The organism is Bradyrhizobium sp. SZCCHNR3119, assembly GCF_032487775.1.
GTDB lineage: Bacteria > Pseudomonadota > Alphaproteobacteria > Rhizobiales > Xanthobacteraceae > Bradyrhizobium.
This window is the reverse complement of record NZ_JAUEUV010000001.1, coordinates 3,804,841-3,823,246: the sequence shown is the minus strand read 5'-3', so window position 1 is coordinate 3,823,246 and position 18,406 is coordinate 3,804,841. Positions and strand designations below refer to the sequence as shown.

At 60.5% G+C, this 18,406-nt stretch carries 10 protein-coding genes; 4 read left to right on the top strand and 6 right to left on the bottom strand.

All coding sequences use genetic code 11. The annotated features are described in order from the left end of the window. Positions 1-352: 352 nt before the first annotated feature. Together flhA and QX034_RS17710 are read left to right on the top strand one after the other, a co-directional pair. Complete coding sequence (flhA, locus tag QX034_RS17715; protein ID WP_315701236.1) at positions 353-2,488, top strand: flagellar biosynthesis protein FlhA; 2,136 nt, start codon at positions 353-355, stop codon at positions 2,486-2,488. Between the two features lie 396 nt (positions 2,489-2,884). Continuing rightward, the gene (locus QX034_RS17710) at positions 2,885-3,082 is read left to right on the top strand and encodes a hypothetical protein (protein ID WP_315701237.1); all 198 of its coding nucleotides are present in this window, start codon (positions 2,885-2,887) and stop codon (positions 3,080-3,082) included. 126 nt (positions 3,083-3,208) lie between these two features. On the opposite strand, the gene QX034_RS17705 is transcribed toward QX034_RS17710, so the two are convergent. The 4 genes from QX034_RS17705 to fliI form a co-directional block, all read right to left on the bottom strand. Next, a complete protein-coding gene (locus tag QX034_RS17705; RefSeq protein ID WP_315701238.1) occupies positions 3,209-4,183 on the bottom strand; it encodes an anti-sigma factor domain-containing protein in 975 nt (324 codons plus the stop codon). Between the two features lie 39 nt (positions 4,184-4,222). After that, positions 4,223-4,768: a sigma-70 family RNA polymerase sigma factor gene (locus tag QX034_RS17700; RefSeq protein ID WP_315701239.1), complete on the bottom strand. Its 546-nt coding sequence runs from the start codon at positions 4,766-4,768 to the stop codon at positions 4,223-4,225. Positions 4,769-4,900: 132 nt separating this feature from the next. Continuing rightward, positions 4,901-5,320 (bottom strand): flagellar export protein FliJ, encoded by a 420-nt coding sequence (gene fliJ, locus QX034_RS17695; protein WP_315701240.1) that lies wholly within the window; start codon positions 5,318-5,320, stop codon positions 4,901-4,903. Between the two features lie 109 nt (positions 5,321-5,429). Then, complete coding sequence (gene fliI / locus QX034_RS17690; protein WP_315701241.1) at positions 5,430-6,752, bottom strand: flagellar protein export ATPase FliI; 1,323 nt, start codon at positions 6,750-6,752, stop codon at positions 5,430-5,432. A 370-nt stretch (positions 6,753-7,122) separates the two neighbouring features. On the opposite strand from fliI, the gene ctrA reads away from it, so the two are divergent. Next, the gene (ctrA, locus tag QX034_RS17685; protein WP_012046382.1) at positions 7,123-7,824 is read left to right on the top strand and encodes a response regulator transcription factor CtrA; all 702 of its coding nucleotides are present in this window, start codon (positions 7,123-7,125) and stop codon (positions 7,822-7,824) included. A 497-nt stretch (positions 7,825-8,321) separates the two neighbouring features. Here ctrA and QX034_RS17680 read toward each other — a convergent pair whose 3' ends face one another. Then, complete coding sequence (locus QX034_RS17680) at positions 8,322-9,422, bottom strand: IS4 family transposase (RefSeq protein WP_315701243.1); 1,101 nt, start codon at positions 9,420-9,422, stop codon at positions 8,322-8,324. Between the two features lie 869 nt (positions 9,423-10,291). Between QX034_RS17680 and QX034_RS17675 the strand changes: the two genes are divergently transcribed. Further along, entirely contained in the window at positions 10,292-15,715 is a 5,424-nt protein-coding gene (locus tag QX034_RS17675) for a DUF4011 domain-containing protein (RefSeq protein WP_315730254.1), read from the top strand. 304 nt (positions 15,716-16,019) lie between these two features. Here QX034_RS17675 and QX034_RS17670 read toward each other — a convergent pair whose 3' ends face one another. Continuing rightward, positions 16,020-18,227 carry a phospholipase D-like domain-containing protein gene (locus QX034_RS17670; RefSeq protein ID WP_315701246.1) on the bottom strand — a complete coding sequence of 736 codons (2,208 nt, stop codon included), beginning with the start codon at positions 18,225-18,227 and terminating at the stop codon, positions 16,020-16,022. Between the last annotated feature and the right edge of the window lie 179 nt (positions 18,228-18,406).

Here is an 18,406-nt window from a genome sequence, read left to right as displayed (position 1 = left end):
CCCCAATACCGTCCCAACACAGGCCAAGGAATCATCGCGGCCGCAAACGGGCGAGCTTCGCAGGCCGAGCGAGTGCGGCGCTGGCACGCTGGCGCTGCCAACGATGGACCCTGCCCAGCCCTCCCCTTTCAGCCAAGCGACCGCTTCCCAACCCGCCATTAACCGAATGCTAACCATACACCGGGCAAAAATTGCCGGGTTGAAGTGAGTGCGTCGCAGTCGGGTACGGATGACGGGGGAGGCCCTTTCCGTGGACGCCAGTGCGGTCGCTCAATCTCGAACCGGCGGCCCTTTGGCCGCCGCGCAATCGGTTGGGGCCAAGAAACGCGGCCCGCGGGGAAAGGCGAAAGCCATGGTCGACGTCACGGCAGGACAGGGAGCCGGGCTGCCCGCCGGCGGATTCAAGCTCGGCGACATCGTCGATGTCTTAAAGCGCGGCGACATCGCGCTCGCGCTCGGCATCCTCACCATCCTGGTGGTGCTGATCCTGCCGCTGCCCTCGATCGTGCTCGACCTGTTCCTGGCGATCTCGATCACGCTGTCGATGCTGATCCTGATGACCGCGCTGTTCATCCAGGCGCCGCTGGAATTCTCCTCCTTCCCGGCCGTGCTCCTGATCTCGACCATGCTGCGGCTGTCGCTGAACCTGGCGTCGACCCGGCTGATCCTGTCCCACGGCCATGAAGGCACCGACGCCGCCGGCCACGTCATCGAGGCCTTCGGCTCGTTCGTGATGGGCGGCAATTTCGTCATCGGCCTCATCGTGTTCGCGATCCTGGTCACGGTGAACTTCGTCGTCATCACCAAGGGTTCGGGCCGCATCGCCGAAGTCGCCGCACGCTTCCACCTGGATTCGATGCCCGGCAAGCAGATGGCGATCGACGCCGACCTCTCCGCCGGCTTGATCGACGAGAAGGTCGCCAAGGAACGGCGCAAGGCGCTGGAGGACGAAAGCGGCTTCTTCGGCGCCATGGACGGCGCCTCCAAATTCGTTCGCGGCGATGCGATCGCGGGCCTGCTCGTCGTCTTCATCAACGTGCTCGGCGGCATCATCATCGGCGTCGCGCAACAGGGCCTCTCCTTCAGCGAAGCCGCCCGCACCTACACCACCCTGACCGTCGGCGATGGCCTGGTCACGCAGGTGCCGGCGCTGATCGTCTCCACCGCCGCGGGCCTTTTGGTCTCGAAGGCCGGCCTCAGCGGCGCCGCCGACAAGGCGCTGATCAAGCAGTTCTCCGGCTATCCGCAGGCGCTCGGCATGTCGGCCGCGGTCATGCTGGTGCTGGCGGCGCTGCCGGGCATCCCCACGCTGCCCTTCCTCGCGCTCGGCTCGGGCGCGGCCGCGCTCGCCTGGAAGGCGCGCAAGCAGAAGCACGTCGTCGCCGCCGCGGAAGCTGCCGCCGCTGCCGCGACCCCCGCTGCGGCCGCTGCCGCAGCAGCCGCCGCCGCGGAGGAGCCGATCTCCGCCGCGCTGAAGATCGACGATCTCAAGATCGAGCTTGGCTATGCGCTGCTGCCGCTGGTCAACGGCCCCGACGGCACCGACCGCCTCACCGACCAGATCAAGGCGCTGCGGCGCTCGCTGGCGATCGAGATGGGCTTCGTGATGCCGTCGGTGCGCATCCTCGACAACGTCCAGCTCGAGGCCAACACCTACATCATCAAGATCAAGGAAGTGGACGCCGGCACCGGCAAGATCTGGCCGAGCCAGTTCATGGTCATGGATCCCGGCGGCAGCCAGGTCGCGGTGCCCGGCATCCACACCACCGAGCCGACCTTCGGCCTGCCCGCCACCTGGGTCGACGCCAACCTGAAGGAAGAGGCTTCGCTGAAGGGCTACACCGTGGTCGATGCGGCGACCGTGCTCTCGACCCACCTGACCGAGCTGCTCAAGGCCAACATGAGCGACCTGCTCTCCTACGGCGAGGTGCAGAAGCTCTTGAAGGAGCTGCCGAAGGAACAGGGCGAGCTGATCAAGGACATCGTGCCGAGCCAGATCACGATCTCCGGCATCCAGCGCGTGCTGCAGCTGCTTTTGGCCGAGCGCATCTCGATCCGCGATCTCTCGACCATTCTCGAAGGCATCGCCGATGCGCTGGCCTTCTCCCGCAATCCCGCAACCATCGTCGAGCATGTGCGCGCGCGCCTCGCCCGCCAGATCTGCGCGCAGAACACCTCCCCGATGGGCTATCTGCCGCTGATCGCGCTGTCGGCGCGATGGGAGCAGGCGTTCGCGGAATCGCTGATCGGCCAGGGCGAGGAACGGAGCCTCGCGATGCAGCCCTCGAAGCTCTCGGAGTTCATGACCGCGACGCGCGATGCCTTCGAGCGCGCCGCGCGCGAAGGCGAGGCGCCGGTGCTGGTCACGTCGGCGGCGATCCGGCCCTTCGTCCGCTCGCTGGTGGAACGCTTCCGCGCCCAGACCACGGTGTTGTCGCAGGCCGAGATTCACCCGCGAGCGCGGCTGAAGACGGTGGGCAGTATTTAGCGTTGTAGTTGAGAAAAATCATGCGATACTATCAACGGTCGGCGCAAATTGCCGGCCGTTGCTGTTTTTGGTAGCATTTTCCGGGAGTGTCTTTTCGCCACAGGCAATCGAATTCTTAATTTTCCTTCACCAAGGCGATTTTTGGTCAGAGATGGTCAAATTCTATTTATATAATTGTTTTTACTAAACAATTTTACGATACAGATCGCCACAATCGCGGCAGATCACGAGTTATCACGCCATTGTGATTGTGACTTGGGAACGGATTTGCGATTTCCTACGTTTCTGGAGCGCGAGACGATGAACCGCGATCGCGCTGCAGACGACGAATAAACGACGAATCACACGCAGGCGAACGGCAGAGGCAGAGCGAACGGAAGGCGGCAGGAGACCTCGATGAACCACTCGATCTACAGCGCAGATCGGACGACCCACCTGAAGATCGTGGTGGTGGCGCTCGTGGCTGGCATCGTGGTGGCCGGTTTCGGCATCTCCGCCCGCAGCAGTTCGGACAACTACGCGCAGACCGCGCGCGTCATCAAGGCCGGCAAGCCGGTGGTCGTGACGAGCTCGGAGGCGCTGCTGGTTCGCTAAGGAGTTTTAGGAATTCACGCGGTGCTACAGCCCCCCAGTGGCCGCGTGGATATGTAGTAGACCCAACCCCAAGTCCACTACCGAAAACGCCCGCTCCCCACGGGCGTTTTCTTTTTGCGGCGGCAATCAGCGCGCCGGCGGCGGCACGGTCTCGATCAGCTTGCCGGAAAACACGATCGGACCGGTGGCCACCCCGGTCGGCGACCCGCCTTCCGGCTCGAGGGTTACGGCATAGGTGGCGCGGTTGACCGTATCGGGATCATAGGCGCTAAGCGCCGGCCTGGTCGTAAAATCGTTGCCGCCGATCACGCCGAGCGAACGCGGCCGCTGCAGCTTGTCGGAGACCAGCCACAGCTCGTAGCTCTTGCCGGGCTCGGGCGCGGCGCCGACCCGGCGCACGGTGAAGTTCTTGCTGCCGGCATCGACCGTCAGAATAAAGGCCGGCGACGATCCGTCCTTTTGCAACAGCGCGACATATTGCGCCGAGAGCGGCATCCGCCGCTTCGGCCGCAAACCATCTGGCAGCAGATCCGGCCGATAGACCTGGACCGCTATCATCGCGAGCAGCACGGCCGCCACCGCGGTCATCGCATTGGCAACCACGCGCCACTGCCTGACCTTGGAGGCCAGCCGGACCACATCGGCGTTGTCGTTAACTGCCTGCGCGGTCGGCTCGGCGATGGTGTCATCAGCGCCGGGCGCTTGATCGGCAAGGGCCTCGCCCATCGCAGTCGCAGATTCCGGCAAAGCGGACGGCGGTTTGTGTTGAACCGGCGAAGCCGAAGTCACCGTCGCATCCTGCAATGCCTGATCCTGCGAAGAAACGTCCTGCGGGGGCATTTGCGGCGGGACAACCGCTGGCTCTGCCTGCGCCTGCGATGCGGCGATCGCGCCCTTGATGCGATCCCATACCACCGGACGCGGCTCGACTAGGCCGACCATCTGGTTGAGAACGCTCAAGCGAAATTCCCAGGCCGCCACCAGCGCCGCATAGCCCTCGTCGGCGGCGATCAGGGTCTCGACCTGCGCCCGCTCGTCACGATCAAGCGTGCCAAGCGCGTATTCCGCGGCGAGCGCGATATCATCTTCGCTATAGGCCATCGCACGTCCAGATCATCGGCCCACGCCGCCTCGCTGAGATCAAAGTCCGAGGCACGCGCGGATATCCATCATGCTCCGACGGAGCCAGGTCTTCACCGTATTTACCGGCGCCCTGAACTTTGCCGCCAACTGCTCGCGACTCCAACCGTTGTAATAGGCGAGCAGCACGAGCCTCTGACGGTCGGGTTCGAGCTGGCCGATGCACTCCAACAGCCGCTTGAGCTCCTCCGACATTTCGCGCCGCGCCAACGGATCCGGCGTTTCCGCCGCCACCTCCATCGCATCCGGCTCCTCTTCGAGCGACAGCTCGCCGCGTTTGCGGACGAGATCGATGGCCCGGTTGCGCGCGATCGCAGCCATCCAGGTGATCGGCGAAGAAATCGCGGGGTTGAATTGCGCAGCGCTATGCCAGATTTTGACGAAAGTCTCCTGAACGACCTCCTCTGCGAGATCCTGCCTGCGCAAGATACGGAGCACGACGCCATAGAGTTTCGCCCTGGTCGCCGTGTACAGGCGCTCAAAGGCCGCCTCGTCCCTCCTGGCGACCGCGGCAATCAGCCAGACCAGCTCTGCCGGCGTCAGCATTCAGCTTTCCCCGAAATCGCACTGCTCCATCGGCTCCTCCAACCTTTCCCGGACTGTAAACGCCATCACGGCGATAAAAAAGCCCGGGCGCGGCGCCCGGGCTCCAGCCTGCGGCTAATCAGGCAGGACCGGTCAGGCGATCACGCCGAGACGGGCGCGCATCAATCCGATGCTGTCGAGATCGGCCTGCTCGCGGGCGCTTTCCTCGGCCCGTTCGCGGGCCTGATCGCGCTCGTCGAGCAACTCCACCTTCTTCAATTCCTCGAAGGCCTCCGACAGCGCGGCTTTGGCCTCCTCCAGCTGGCCGCGCAACTCGTCGGCCGACCGGGTCAGGTTCTCGCGCCGCTGGATCGCAGCCTTGGCGTAGGTCGGGTAGGCAAAATGCGAGGGGTCGTTGATCCCCGCCCGCTCCTGCTCGCTCATGATCTCGCGATCGAGCTCGGCCGACATGCGCTGGAAGTCAGCGATCATGCCCTCGATCTGCATCACTCTGCGGCGTTTCTCGTCGACCTGAAATTTCTTCAGGCGGATCAGCGTGTCGCGCGACTTCATCGACTCATACTCCCCAGAAGTCCCGGATCGGACGCGGGACTGCGCCGGCCGCCCGTCGCGGGCCGGCCGACTTGGCTCATCAAGTGGCGAACATGATTACCCGACAAAGTTAGCTTTCCGTTTCCAAGCGCCCGAGGATTTGTTCCAGCTGGCGGTAACCCGCGCCAAGACTGCAGACTTCGTCCTTGCGCTGGCGCAGGAAGGCCTCCAGCGGCTCATGCAAACGAATGGCTTCATCGACTTCGGGGCTGGAACCGGCCCGATAGGCGCCGAGCCGGATCAACTCCTCCATGTCGGCATAAGTTGCCATGACCTGGCGCGCCCGCATGATGGTGGGAAGAAAGACCGGATCGGCCGATTTCGGCATCGTGCGCGACACCGATTTGAGGATGTTGATCGCCGGATAGCGTCCGCGTTCGGCGATCGAGCGCTGCATCACCACATGGCCGTCGAGAATGCCGCGCACGGCGTCCGCCACCGGCTCATTATGGTCGTCGCCGTCGACCAGCACGGTGAAGATGCCGGTGATGGAGCCGTCGCCCGTCCCCGGCCCGGCCCGCTCCAGAAGCTTCGGCAATTCGGTGAACACGGTCGGCGTGTAGCCCTTGGCGGTCGGCGGCTCGCCGGCGGAGAGCCCGATCTCGCGCTGCGCCATCGCAAAACGCGTCACCGAATCCATCAGGCACAGGACGTCCTTGCCCTCGTCGCGAAAATATTCGGCGGTCGCGAGCGTCAGATAGGCCGCCTGCCGCCGCATCAACGCCGGCTCGTCCGAGGTCGCGACCACGACTACCGACCGCGCCAGGCCCTCTTCGCCGAGATCGTCCTGCAGGAATTCCTGCACCTCGCGGCCGCGCTCGCCGATCAGGCCGATGATCGAGATGTCGGCATCGACGTTGCGCGCCAGCATCGACAGCAGCACCGACTTGCCGACGCCGGAACCTGCGAAGATGCCGAGGCGCTGGCCGCGGCAGCAGGTCAGAAACGTATTGAGCGCGCGCACGCCGAGATCGAGCGGAGCGCCGACGCGCTTGCGCGAATGCGCCGGCGGCGGCGTGTTGCGATAAGGCACCGGCGAGGCGCCGAGCGGCAGCGGTCCCTTGCCGTCGATCGGCTCCCCCATCGCGTTGATGACGCGTCCGAGCCAGGCGGGCGACGGCCGCACCTGGTTGGCCGCATTGGCGATAACCGCGCGGCAGCCGCGCCGCACACCTTCGAGGCCCGCGAACGGCATCACCACCGCGTTCTTGCCGGAGAAACCGATCACTTCGGCCGGGATGAAATTTTGGCCGGTCTCGATCACGATCCGCGCGCCGACCGACATCGCATGAATGGGACCGGCGATCTCGACCATCAATCCTTTGACGCCGACCACGCGCCCATAGATATTGACGCCGTCGATGTCGTTGATTTGCTCGGCCAGCGCCTTCATTGCGGAAACCTTAAGTATGGGCAGTTTCGTCCGCCCCGCTTAACTTCGTGTTTACCCGCATCATTAATCATTGCGTCACTGTCTTGGGTGACTGAGAGGGCCCGACCTGCTGGTCGAAAAAACAGCGGGTCGCAGGAGTCGGTTAGGCCCGTCTCTTAACATGGAGCTTGAACGAGGACGGCTAAGAAAACCTGCTTCGTCGCAATATCTTAGGGCGATTCGACAAAAATTGCACGGATGGAGCTTGCGGAGGTGAATCAGATTTTGTTAACCATCTCTCGTCAGGATCCGAATCAGTTGTTCAAAGGCGTTTTGAGTGCCGCAAGTGCGGCCGACCTGACGCCCGGAGCGGCGACTATGGGGAACTGGCATGCGCGTTTTGCTGATTGAGGATGACAGCGCCGTCGCGCAGTCTATCGAATTGATGCTCAAGTCCGAGAGCTTCAACGTCTACACGACTGACCTTGGCGAAGAAGGCGTCGATCTCGGCAAGCTTTACGATTACGACATTATTCTGCTCGACCTCAATCTGCCCGACATGTCCGGTTACGACGTGCTCAAGCAGCTGCGGGTCTCCAAGATCAAGACGCCGATCCTGATCCTGTCCGGTCTTGCCGGCATCGAGGACAAGGTCAAGGGTCTCGGCTTCGGCGCCGACGACTACATGACCAAGCCGTTCCACAAGGACGAGCTGATCGCCCGCATTCATGCGATCGTGCGCCGCTCCAAGGGTCACGCCCAATCGGTCATCCAGACCGGCGACCTCGTCGTCAATCTCGACACCAAGACGGTGGAAGTCGGCGGCCAGCGCGTGCATCTGACCGGCAAGGAATATCAGATGCTGGAGCTGCTCTCGCTGCGCAAGGGCACGACGCTGACCAAGGAAATGTTCCTGAACCATCTCTATGGCGGCATGGACGAGCCGGAACTGAAGATCATCGACGTCTTCATCTGCAAGCTGCGCAAGAAACTCGCCAACGCCTCCGAAGGCCGCAACTTCATCGAGACCGTCTGGGGCCGCGGCTATGTGCTGCGCGAGCCGCACGACATGGACGAGCGTATCCCGGCCTGATCTCACTGCAATTCCCGGGGCTGGCTGCGAGCACTTCTCGCGCGGATCCCGAACCTCAACCCCGCCGCGAATGGCGGGGTTTTTGTTTGTGGGGATGAAGATGCTGGACCCTTGTTTTGCCACTCGGACAGTGCGCTCCCCTCCCCCCAACAAAAGCCAAAGCCGACTTCCAGAAACGACCGCAATAGACATCGCCACACTGTCAGCCACGCTACTCATCAGCTCATCGACCCATACCTTCGCGATCTCGCGGCGCATCTCGCTCGAGCTATTCGGCAATCTCACCGCCCTCTCATAATTGAGGGCGCAGGGAAGGCCGCATAGGCGTTAAGGTAGCGCGAGCATCGATTGATACTTGCGTTTTCGAGGAGGCTCGCGAAGGTGGCGCCCCAACGCGCGTTTTCTGCGGCGCAAGCAACGGATGGTTGGTTGTGGAATGATTGCTTGCAGCAAGGATGCAACGAGCTGCTGCAGGACCCGCCAAGCGCCAGGCGTCGTTAAGCGGCCTGCGTCCAGTGGGGAGAGTCCTCGAAGTCGCTGGCAAGCGGCTCGAGCAACAGGATGATCAGGAGGTGGGCCAGCAGGTAGGGCTTGGCAGAGCGCGGATCGGTTCCTGGCGGCGTCTTGAGGCCAATCAGACTCTTCAGTCGCTTGAACCCAAGCTCGATCCGCCATCGCAATCGATAGAGCGCAAGCACATCTTTGGTGGAGAACTCGTCCCGCGCGAGCGACGTGATCAGAATGACCCAATCCGCAGCCTCCAAAGTTTCTTTGGAGATGATGCGGTTTTCATCTTTTGCGTCTTGCCGGGCTTTACGCCGAGAAGCAGCAGCCGCACCGGTGGGCTTCTTGATTGCGACCAGACGCATAGCCAGAGGCGCGCCGCCCTTGCGCTTGATCCAAATCTCCCGATCGACCAGTCCGCGCGCCTTCGCGGCACGCAATTGGGCCATCAGATCGAACGGAAGGCCTTTGGCGTCAAGCCAACGTGCGTTCTTCCAGCCCGCTCGGATCAAAACGTCGGCCCCGGCTTCGCGGACGGCCGCAATGCGGTCAGGTTGCAGATAAGCGCGGTCAGCAATGCGGATCTCGTTCTTGACCACTGGTATCCGGTCAAACGTTTCGCCCTCTTGCTGATCTGTCAGCTCGAAGTGACCAAAGCGCTCATAGGGCAGATCAAATGCGCTATGAACGCGCCAAAGCTCACTGTTCTTGCGCGCAGCCGGTCCCGCCTGAGGCACTGTCGTCGCATCGATGATGCGGATCAGGCGGCCTTGGCTCGCCTTCGGAGCTGCCGCAGCGAGCAAGCCCTCCACCAGCACCGCAAACCAATCACCACATTGACGCAGCCGATAGAACAACGCCACGCTGGTGAGGTCGGCAAGGCCAACAGAAGCCGCCCATGCGGCTGTCGATCTCAGCCCTCTTTCACCCAAACAATAGGCCAGCATCAGCCGAAGTAACGTCACCGCATCTGGAATCTGCCGCCGACGCGCGAAGGCCTTCGTCTGGCGCGCAGTTTTCTCGAGCTGCGCAGCCCCGCCCAGCTGCGCAACCACTCTCGTCCAGTCCTCGTTCAGGAGCGATTCGTCTGCCATCCCCTGTTCGAATCACGGCGGATTCCAACACTCAAGCATAAACTTAACGCCTATGGGGAAGGCCGGGCGCTGGCCGCGCCCGTGGCCCGCCTGCAGAAAAAAAGCAGGCGGCAGTCACCACAGGTCTGGCCGAGAACACCCGGCCTTCCCCGCGCGATGGTTTGACGGCTTACTCCGCGCTCTCCCCAGGGACCGGCTCTCTTGCCCCTGTCATCCACGATGCGCCAAACGCATCATCGCGGACTTGACGCCAGCACCGGGGCGCCAGGACCACGCGGCTTGACCGTGCGCACCGGATCGTTCGTCCGCATGAACTCGACTTGGGCATGATCTTGTTCGGAAAACCGCTACGCGCTTTTCCGGATCATGCCGCCATGCTGCGACCCGACAGGCCCACCGCATCCCGCACCCGACGTCCGTGACGACCGCGAAGCATCCCCTCGTTGGGGCGAGACGAGAGAAGAGAAACATAAATTCTGAAAAAGCGAAATAACAATATTCTTGCGCAAGGGACTGGACAGGGTGGGTCGCATTGAAAGTGTTAGCAAAATTGGCCGCTTCATAACGGTAATTTTGCACCGATCAAGGCGCCGTCGCTCAGCAGATCGCAAATCAAGCAATCCGTCCGTCGTGGCCTTGTCCCTCGGGTCCCCTGATCTCAGGGTTGGAGTACTAAAGGGCCCTTCCACCGTCGCAGCAGCCGCGCGCATAAAGAAAGCGAATTTTCTGAGAGGTCAGCCCCCTCCTGGGTGGGAGTAGATCTACGACCATGTAAGCAGTGGAATTCCCTTTGTGTCCACTCGCGCTTTGGTAGCAACATGGTTTAAAGTATTGAAACAAAGCGCTTTAGCCGAGATATCAAGGTTTAAATGGCAACGCAGGCAGCCGAGGAACTCAAAGAGCTCGTCCATAGGCGGATCGAGACGATGCGGCCAAAATTGCTCGACCTTAGTCGACGCAATCCGCTCATCGCCACGAAGCTCAACCCTCGATCAAATGCGCATGTACGCGTCGTGGACGAACTGCCTGATGTGCTGTTCTTCAATCTTTGCAACGGCCAGCGGATGCAGATGGAGCCGCTGCCGGCACTTGACGAAGACCCGGCCGATGAACGGTCCAACATATTCAAGCGCGCGTTAGCCGCGGCGCGACGCAGCGATCCAGACTATTTGGCGCAACTTGAAAAGCTCGACAAGGACGCCGATGGCTACAATGACATCCTCCGCAAAGCAGATCGCGCGCTGAAGGACAGGTTAAGAGCGCAGCTTGGGATGAGTGCGCGCCCTACGAAACAGGACCTCAACCTCGTCCAGCACGCCAGGAACAATGGCATCTTTCCGTCTTACGACCTGCCTCAAGCGGGAGAGTCTCCCGACGATGGTCGGCACACGGACGATGCTATCCAGACGTTGCTTCTACCGGACGATTTGGAGCGCAAGCTTTCTGCCCTAAACTCGAAATGTAACACGTGGCTTCAGGAGACCGGGCTCAACGTCTTACATGGAGCGTTTGGTTTCCTTGAGTGGTCGGACAGAACCAGTTCTGAAACTTCCTTCGCGCCCTTGATTTTACTCCAGGTTAAAATCGAGAAGAAGAAGACGAGAGACGGAGCCGAGTTCTGGGTCAGCGGTCTCGGTGAAGAGCCAGAAACGAACGCGGTACTTCTAGAAAAACTAAGACAGGAATTCAGCATTGAGCTGCCTGCGTTCACGACCGGCTCAATCGAAGAGTATTTGGCCGAAATTGCCAAACTTTCGCCGAAGGGCGTAACATGGCGCGTCCGTCGTCAGGTCGCATTTGGTGTATTTCCGTCCGCCCGAATGGCCATGTATCACGACCTCAACACAAGCGACACGGATTTTTCGGCCAACGATATCATCCGGCCGCTCCTGGCGGGCAGCGGCACTCCCGTTGCATCACCCTTTGCTGACGAATACGACGTCGATAAGGAGCATGTTGAGCGGCTTGTGCCGCACCTTGTCATGGATGCCGACGCATCCCAGTTTAGCACACTCGTTGACATCGCGAACGGCGTGAATCTTGCGGTCGAAGGTCCACCTGGGTCAGGCAAGTCGCAGACGATCGTTAACACCATCGCTGCTGCCCTTGCGGCAGGCAAGAAAGTGCTGTTCATCGCTGAAAAGACAGCTGCGCTCGAAGTCGTGCGCGCTCGCCTAGATGCTATTGGCCTGGGTGAATTCCTGCTGCCGCTGCAAGCGCAGCACTCCATGCGAGAACGCGTAATCAGCTCCTTACGCGAGCGCTTAGAGATGGATGCTGGCCGACCCGTCGCAGATCTCAAGGATCACATTCGGCGCTTTAAGGAAGCGCGAGCACAGATCGCCGAATATGTCGAACTGCTTAGGCTCCCTTTCGACGGAACGGGTTTCACGATTCATGACATTCTTGGAAAGAGCGTCGCAACGTCCGATCGTTTGAATAATCTGCCAAAATCAGTTCAACTCGCAGACGCTCCGACGACTTTCGCCGTCACGAAGACAACAATCGAAGACACCAAGTCGAGCGCGACGATCCTGGAGGAGGCTGCGGGCCGCCTCGCAAAAGTCAGCGCGCATTGGCAAGGGATACGAGCCTCGCATCTGACGCCTTTCGACCAGGACGCTATCCTAGAGCTTGCAAAGGGTCTTGCTACGGCTCTAGAGGTGTTGCGGGATCGCCTCCGCCAAGCCGATAAATTTGGGATTACGGGCCGCGAAGATGCTTCTACGTTAGCTTCAATGACGAAGCTTCTCGAGGCAGCATCGCGGCTGTCGGATCGCTCACAGCTAAGCTTGATTCCGCGCCTTGCGAGCAAAGCTGATTGCGATCATCTCGCGAGCTTCGTCGAGGAGTGTGAATCGTTTCAGGCGCTCGAAGCGCATATTCTTTCAAAATTGCGCTCTAGACCGGATGAGAAAACTGTCGCTGCCCTGATGGAAGTCGACGAACTCTGCCGCAAGCACGGTGTCAATAACTTAGACACAGATGAGCTTGCGCAAAGTATTGCGAAGAAGCGTGAGGCCATTTCAATTGGCAAAAGGCTAATCAGCCAAATGGAAGGGTTCGCGGCGCTTGTACCCGGCAGCGATCAATGGCGGTTTAGCGATATTGGGATACTTCGGTCGATTATCGATAGTACGGACCCGGATCATCTCCATGCTCGCCGACCAGATCTTGCTTCCGATACGAATGCTCTCGCCTCCCTGAGAATGCTAAACATAGAAGGGCGACGGCTGCAGGAAGCGAGAAAAGGTCTATCGCAGAGATTCTCGCTTAATGTGACACCAGAGGTGGATGAAACTGCCCGCTGGCTCGTAGCGATCAAGACTGCTGGCCGGTTTCGCTTTTTTTCGGCCACGTACCGCAAAGCGAAAACTGCCTATATTGGCTTTAGCCGGAGTAAATGGAAGCGAGCGACCGCAATCAGCGACCTTGAGGAACTTGTTGATTGGAAAGCGAGAGAAAGAGACTTTCGAAAAAGCTCCCAGGCGCCCGTCCTATACGGGGTCCGATTTAAGGGGATCGATACCGACTTCGACTTTATGGAAGGCATGGCAGCATTTTGCGACCTCGTCCGGGAGCGGCTCCCACGTGTCGAACAAAATGCTGTCCGCTCCTTCTTGCTAAATGGCTCAGTTGAGATGCTGTTTGAGGTTCCAATTTTGGAGGCGCATTCAGACAAATTGACACTCAGCGGTTTGCGTGACGCCGTCGTTCAGTGGGAGACAGACGCCATTGCGCAAGAAAATGATCTTCTCCTTCTAAGAGAACGTGCGCGTCTGTTCACCCCCGATGAAAGGCCCTCATCTGACGAGGTCGCCGCACTTCGTACGAAAATTGAAAACTACCTCGCTCAAGAACAAAGGCTCAATAATCGCTCCCAAATCGCCGCAGCGCTCAACGGCCTTTATGCCGGCGCGAAGACGACGACCGCACCACTAAAAGCCGTTCTCGACTTGTGTTCCACAATAGTTGAACTGCCGAACGGGCGGGCGTTGGCCGTTTCGATCGGATCTGGCCTTGCTGCACACGGAGCGCAATGCGTCCAGCGCGTCAAAGAAGCGCAAGAGATGTGCGCTGAAATTGGATCGGATTTCGGAACGCGAACACAGCTTGTCGAGACGTCCGCGATGGTAACCGGCCCTTTGGACAGCAGGGCAGCAGCCCTACGCGCCGGAGCCGAAGATCCGGAAGGTCTAGCAATGCATGTAGCCTTTGGCGGCGCGAGGAGAGAATGCCGATCGGATCTACATGCGATAATCGATGAGTATGTCACCGCTACCGGCGGATACGCCGGTTTGGCCGCCGCGCTCGAAGCTTTGGCGTTTCGGTGGCTCGCGCGCCGCGTCTACGCGTCTGACCGGTGCGGACCTATCTTGGCCCGGTTCCCTGGAGCCCGCCTCGACTTCATGCGCAACCGTTTGGCTGAACTCGATCGCGAGATCATAGCGGAAACGCGAAAAGACTTGCGGCGAAAACTAAAAGCCGAGGCCCGGCCACCGCGCGGCAATGGCGTTGGACGAAAGTCGCAGTGGACGGATCTCGCTTTAATTACGAACGAGGTCGACAAGAAGCAAAAATTTCTATCAGTTCGTGAGCTGACGCGGAGAGCTAGCGCAGCTCTGCTTGAACTTAAGCCGTGTTGGATGATGTCCCCCTTAGCGGTCGCGCAATATCTTCCGAAGCAAGGGGTGGGGTTTGATCTTTGCGTTATCGACGAAGCCTCTCAAATGCCGCCGGAAGAAGCTATCGGTGCCCTGTCTCGCAGCAAGCAAGCGATGATTGTCGGCGATACTAATCAGCTTCCACCGAGCAACTTTTTTCGAAAAATGGTCGATGTCGATGGAGACGACAGCGAGGACGATACGGTTCTGGACGAATCTATTCTGGAGCTAGCGAACGCGACTTTCCGACCGGCACGACGTTTACGTTGGCATTATCGCTCCAAACATTCGGGGCTGATAAAATTTTCGAATCGTCTTGTCTATAGTGACGATCTCGTGGTTTTCCCGTCAGCGTCGGAAGGCGTCGCTGGTATGGGCGTCGAATTTCGAGCGGTTCCAGGCCTGTATAAGGCGGGCATAAACCCGGTCGAGGCGCGAGAAATGGTCCAGGCCGCAATCGAGTTTATGGCCAAGAACCCGAACCGGTCTCTGGGCATTGTGACGCTCAACCAAAAGCAGCGAGATTTGATCTTCGAGGAAATGGAGATCGCGCTTGGTAGCAGTCCAACGGCGACCCAGTACGTGGATTATTGGTCGACGCATAATGATGGATTGGAAGAATTTTTCATCAAGAATCTTGAAAACGTTCAGGGCGATGAGCGCGACGTCATCTTTATCGGAACGGTCTACGGTCCAGAGGAACTGGGCGCTCGAGTTATGCAGCGTTTTGGACCAATCAACGGCACTGCTGGCAAGCGGCGTTTAAACGTACTCTTTACACGCGCGAAGCAACAGATCGTCACCTTCTCGTCGATGTCGGCGGCTGACATCTCGGCCGAGCCGACGGGAAACGAGGGTGCCTACATGCTTAAGCGATGGTTGGAATATGCAGCAACGGGCGTTCTTGAGTCGGGTGAAGCGACCAAGAAGGAGCCAGATTCAGATTTCGAGATCTTTGTGATGGATCAAATTCGCGCCATGGGGTGTACGCCTGTGCCCCAGGTTGGCGTCAAGGGCTACTCAATCGACATCGGCGTTCGTCATCCGCAGTGGGCCCATGGTTTTATCCTTGGTGTAGAATGCGACGGAGCTACATTCCATTCTTCAAAATCCGCGCGCGATCGCGACCGGCTGCGTCAGCAGGTATTGGAGGGGCTCGGTTGGAAATTCCATCGCATTTGGTCCACAGACTGGTTTCAGAATCCCAAAAAGCAGGCCGAAATTCTACGCGGAGTAATTGAAGCGCGGTTTATTGAGCTTCGCGCGCGGGAGGCAGAATTCTCCAAGCCGACGGCTGATCTTTCGAAGAATGGCTCGACTGAGCCATTGCCGCCCATCGTAAAATCTCGGAAGGAGCAAGAGCCGAAGCCGATCGTAAGGCCTAGCGCCGTTGCTGTCGGCGACACAGTGCGCCTGCGCTATCTAACACACGACAAGAATGTCGTACAATTCACCATCAGCGCGGACCGATCGGATCCGAACAACGGAATCATCTATTTCAAGAAACCTGTCGCAGAAGCGCTGCTAGGCGCCGAAGAGGGCGATGAGGTCGAGATTCTTGTCGGGACGTATGTTCGACAAGCAGTATTAGAGAAGATCCTCGCAAGAGCCGCGCCGCGTGTTCACTAATTGGAAAAGAGTGGCCGGCTTTGCGTTGGCAGCAAACCGTGCGTCAGGTCTGCCCGCGACAAGTTCGTGGTCTCCTAGGGGCGCCACAGCGATCGGGATCATACCGGATCCGCTAGCGAGCAGCGGCCAAGCCTTATGACGCGCAGTGCCTTCGGAAGAAACACGTGGATGGCCGGGTCAAGCCCGGCCATGACGCGTCACAAATAGCAGCCGCTTCGCTGCGGTGGCCTGCCGGCGGCCAGATCCGATCTGGCCCGCCAATCAGGCGGCTGCAGAGCAGCTGTCATGATCGTCAGCGGCTTTCTCAACGAGATTTCCGCGCAGTTCTCTTGCTCTTCGATCGTTTCGCGGCAGCCTTCTTCGCGTGCCGCTTGGCGGACTGCTTTGCGGTCTTCGCTTTCGCCTTCTTGGCTCCGGCCTTGCTCGCCTTTGCAGTCTTTGAGGCCTTCTTGGCGACCTTCTTCTTCGTCGTCTTCTTTCGGCCGGCGGAGGCCTTGGCTGCGGCGGCGGCTTTCTTCGAGGCTTTCTTTGCCGGCTTCCTGGACGTTTTCGCCTTGGCGGGGCCGGCTTTGGCCGTCGGCTTCGCAGGTGTCGTCTTGGCCGGCTGCGACGGCTTGGCGGAGCCCTTCGGTGCTGACGTCTTCGCCGGCTTTTTCGGCGCAGGCCCTGACAGCGTCGGTGCCGCAGCGCCGCCGCTGTCGCTCGTGCCGGCGACGCGCTCGGCTGCCGACAGCCAGAATCGCAGTTCCGGCGACTTCTCCTCGGCCCCCATGATGTAGCGGTCCTGCCAGCTGTCGTCACCCTGCAGCGGCTTGCCGAAGATCTCGGGGTGCTGCTTCAGCAGCCAGCGCCAGGCGTAGTGATCGTAGAGATCGAGCACGTGGCAGGCGTAAGCCTCCGCGAGGCCGCGATGGCCGCGGATGATCAGCATGTTCTCGTCGTTGTTGTAGGAGGCGCGGAAGCCGAGATTGTGCGAGCCGGTCACGACAACGCAATCGTCGCTGAAGGGATCGATCACCACGATCTTGTTGTGAATGATGGCAAAGCCGTATTTGGCGAGCTCACCTTCCCATTTGCCGAACGCGTCCGTTGGACTGACGGCTTCGGCGGGCACCGCGCGAAAATCGATGTCGCCCTTGGCCCCCTGCTGCTTCGGAGTGCCGCGCTCGCCGACCACCTTGACGGCCGGCGCCTGATCGCCTCCATCAGCCGGCCGCTCGGTGTGACCGCCCGAATGCAGCGCCGCGGAGAAATTCGTCGCCCGCTGCGGGCTGGTCAGCGCTCCCCGCACGAACAGGTCGGGCTTCTCCTTGAGCAGCCTGCCGGCGGCATCCAGGATCGAGTTGTTGCCGGGATCGAAGGCCAGGAAGAGCACGGCGTGCTTGGCTCCGTTCATCAGCTCGAACACCCGTCCCATGTCGTTCGGCGTCTTCGGGTTCTTGCCGAGCTTGCCGGGAGTGTTGGGCGAGAACATCGGCTCGATGGTGACGCCGTTGTCGAGCGCGATCGGACTGTCGATCGATTGATCGTTGTTGGCGTGGGCGAAGTCGCGCAGCGTCTTCGACTGCAGCGCCCTCTGGTTTCCGGCGGCCGCGTCGACATCGGCCTTCAGCGCGTTCCAATAGTCGAGATAGCGCTGCGCCAGCGCTCCGGAGTCCACGATCAGGGCGTTGTTGGTCTGCGTGCATAGGCCGGTCGAGGTCCAGTTGGTCGAACCCGACAGCACCGCGGTCGGCTCGCCGCTCTGCGTCAGCACCATGAACTTGTTGTGCGGGATGTCGCCCTTGCCGAGGATGCGGTCGATCACCGCGACGCCGGCCTGCTTCAGGGCCGCGCGGTTGTCAGCGTCGGCATCCTCGGTGTCCTGCCCCTGCTCGTTGCCCAGGATCACGATCCGGCTCTTGGGATTGGCCTGCAGCTGCTTCTCCAACCCGTTCGGGTCGTTGAGCTCATAGAGCGCAGCATGGATCTGGCCACCTTCATCATCCGCCCGCTTCAGCAGCGAGGTGAGGCCCTCCTGCAGCTGTCCCATCAAATGGATGCGGATCGGATCGTTGGGATCGAGAATATGCGGAGCCAGCGCGTTGATGCTGGGGTGATCCTTCAGCTCGTGACTGAGCGCCTGGGTCGCCGTGAGGCCGCGATTGAAATAGGCGTGGAACGGCGGCCGGCTGGGCGTGAGCGTCACCTTGTTGCTGAGCAGCGGCGCGACGCCGGCCAGCGTGCTCAACGTCTGCCCGGGCGTACCGCCCATCGGCACGATCCGGTATTGGTAGGTGCCGCCGCGTTTCGCATAGAGATCCTTCCACCAGAATTTCTGAATCGGAGCCTGTTCGGTGGTGAGCTTATCGGCGGTCTGTCCCGCAAAGCGGGCGAGCGCCGGCAGCGCGGTCTCCGTGTTGGAGTCGACATCGATCTGATAGACGGCAAAGCCGAGGCAGCCATCGAGCCGGCGATCGAAAGTCCAGGCGACGACGGCAATGTCATTGTTTGAAAATGCAAGGGCGGGCATCGAAGCAATCCTTTCCTTGAAAGAATATACCCCGAAGTTGTAACAGCCATTCGACGCACCCAGAACCGGATTCGGATGGCGCCGCGATACCGCCGGAGGTTGATGCACCGCGGCAGAGCGGGATGTTGCGGAGCGCCAGATGGGATTCGAGGTCGCGCCGCGAAGACGGTCAGCCCCCT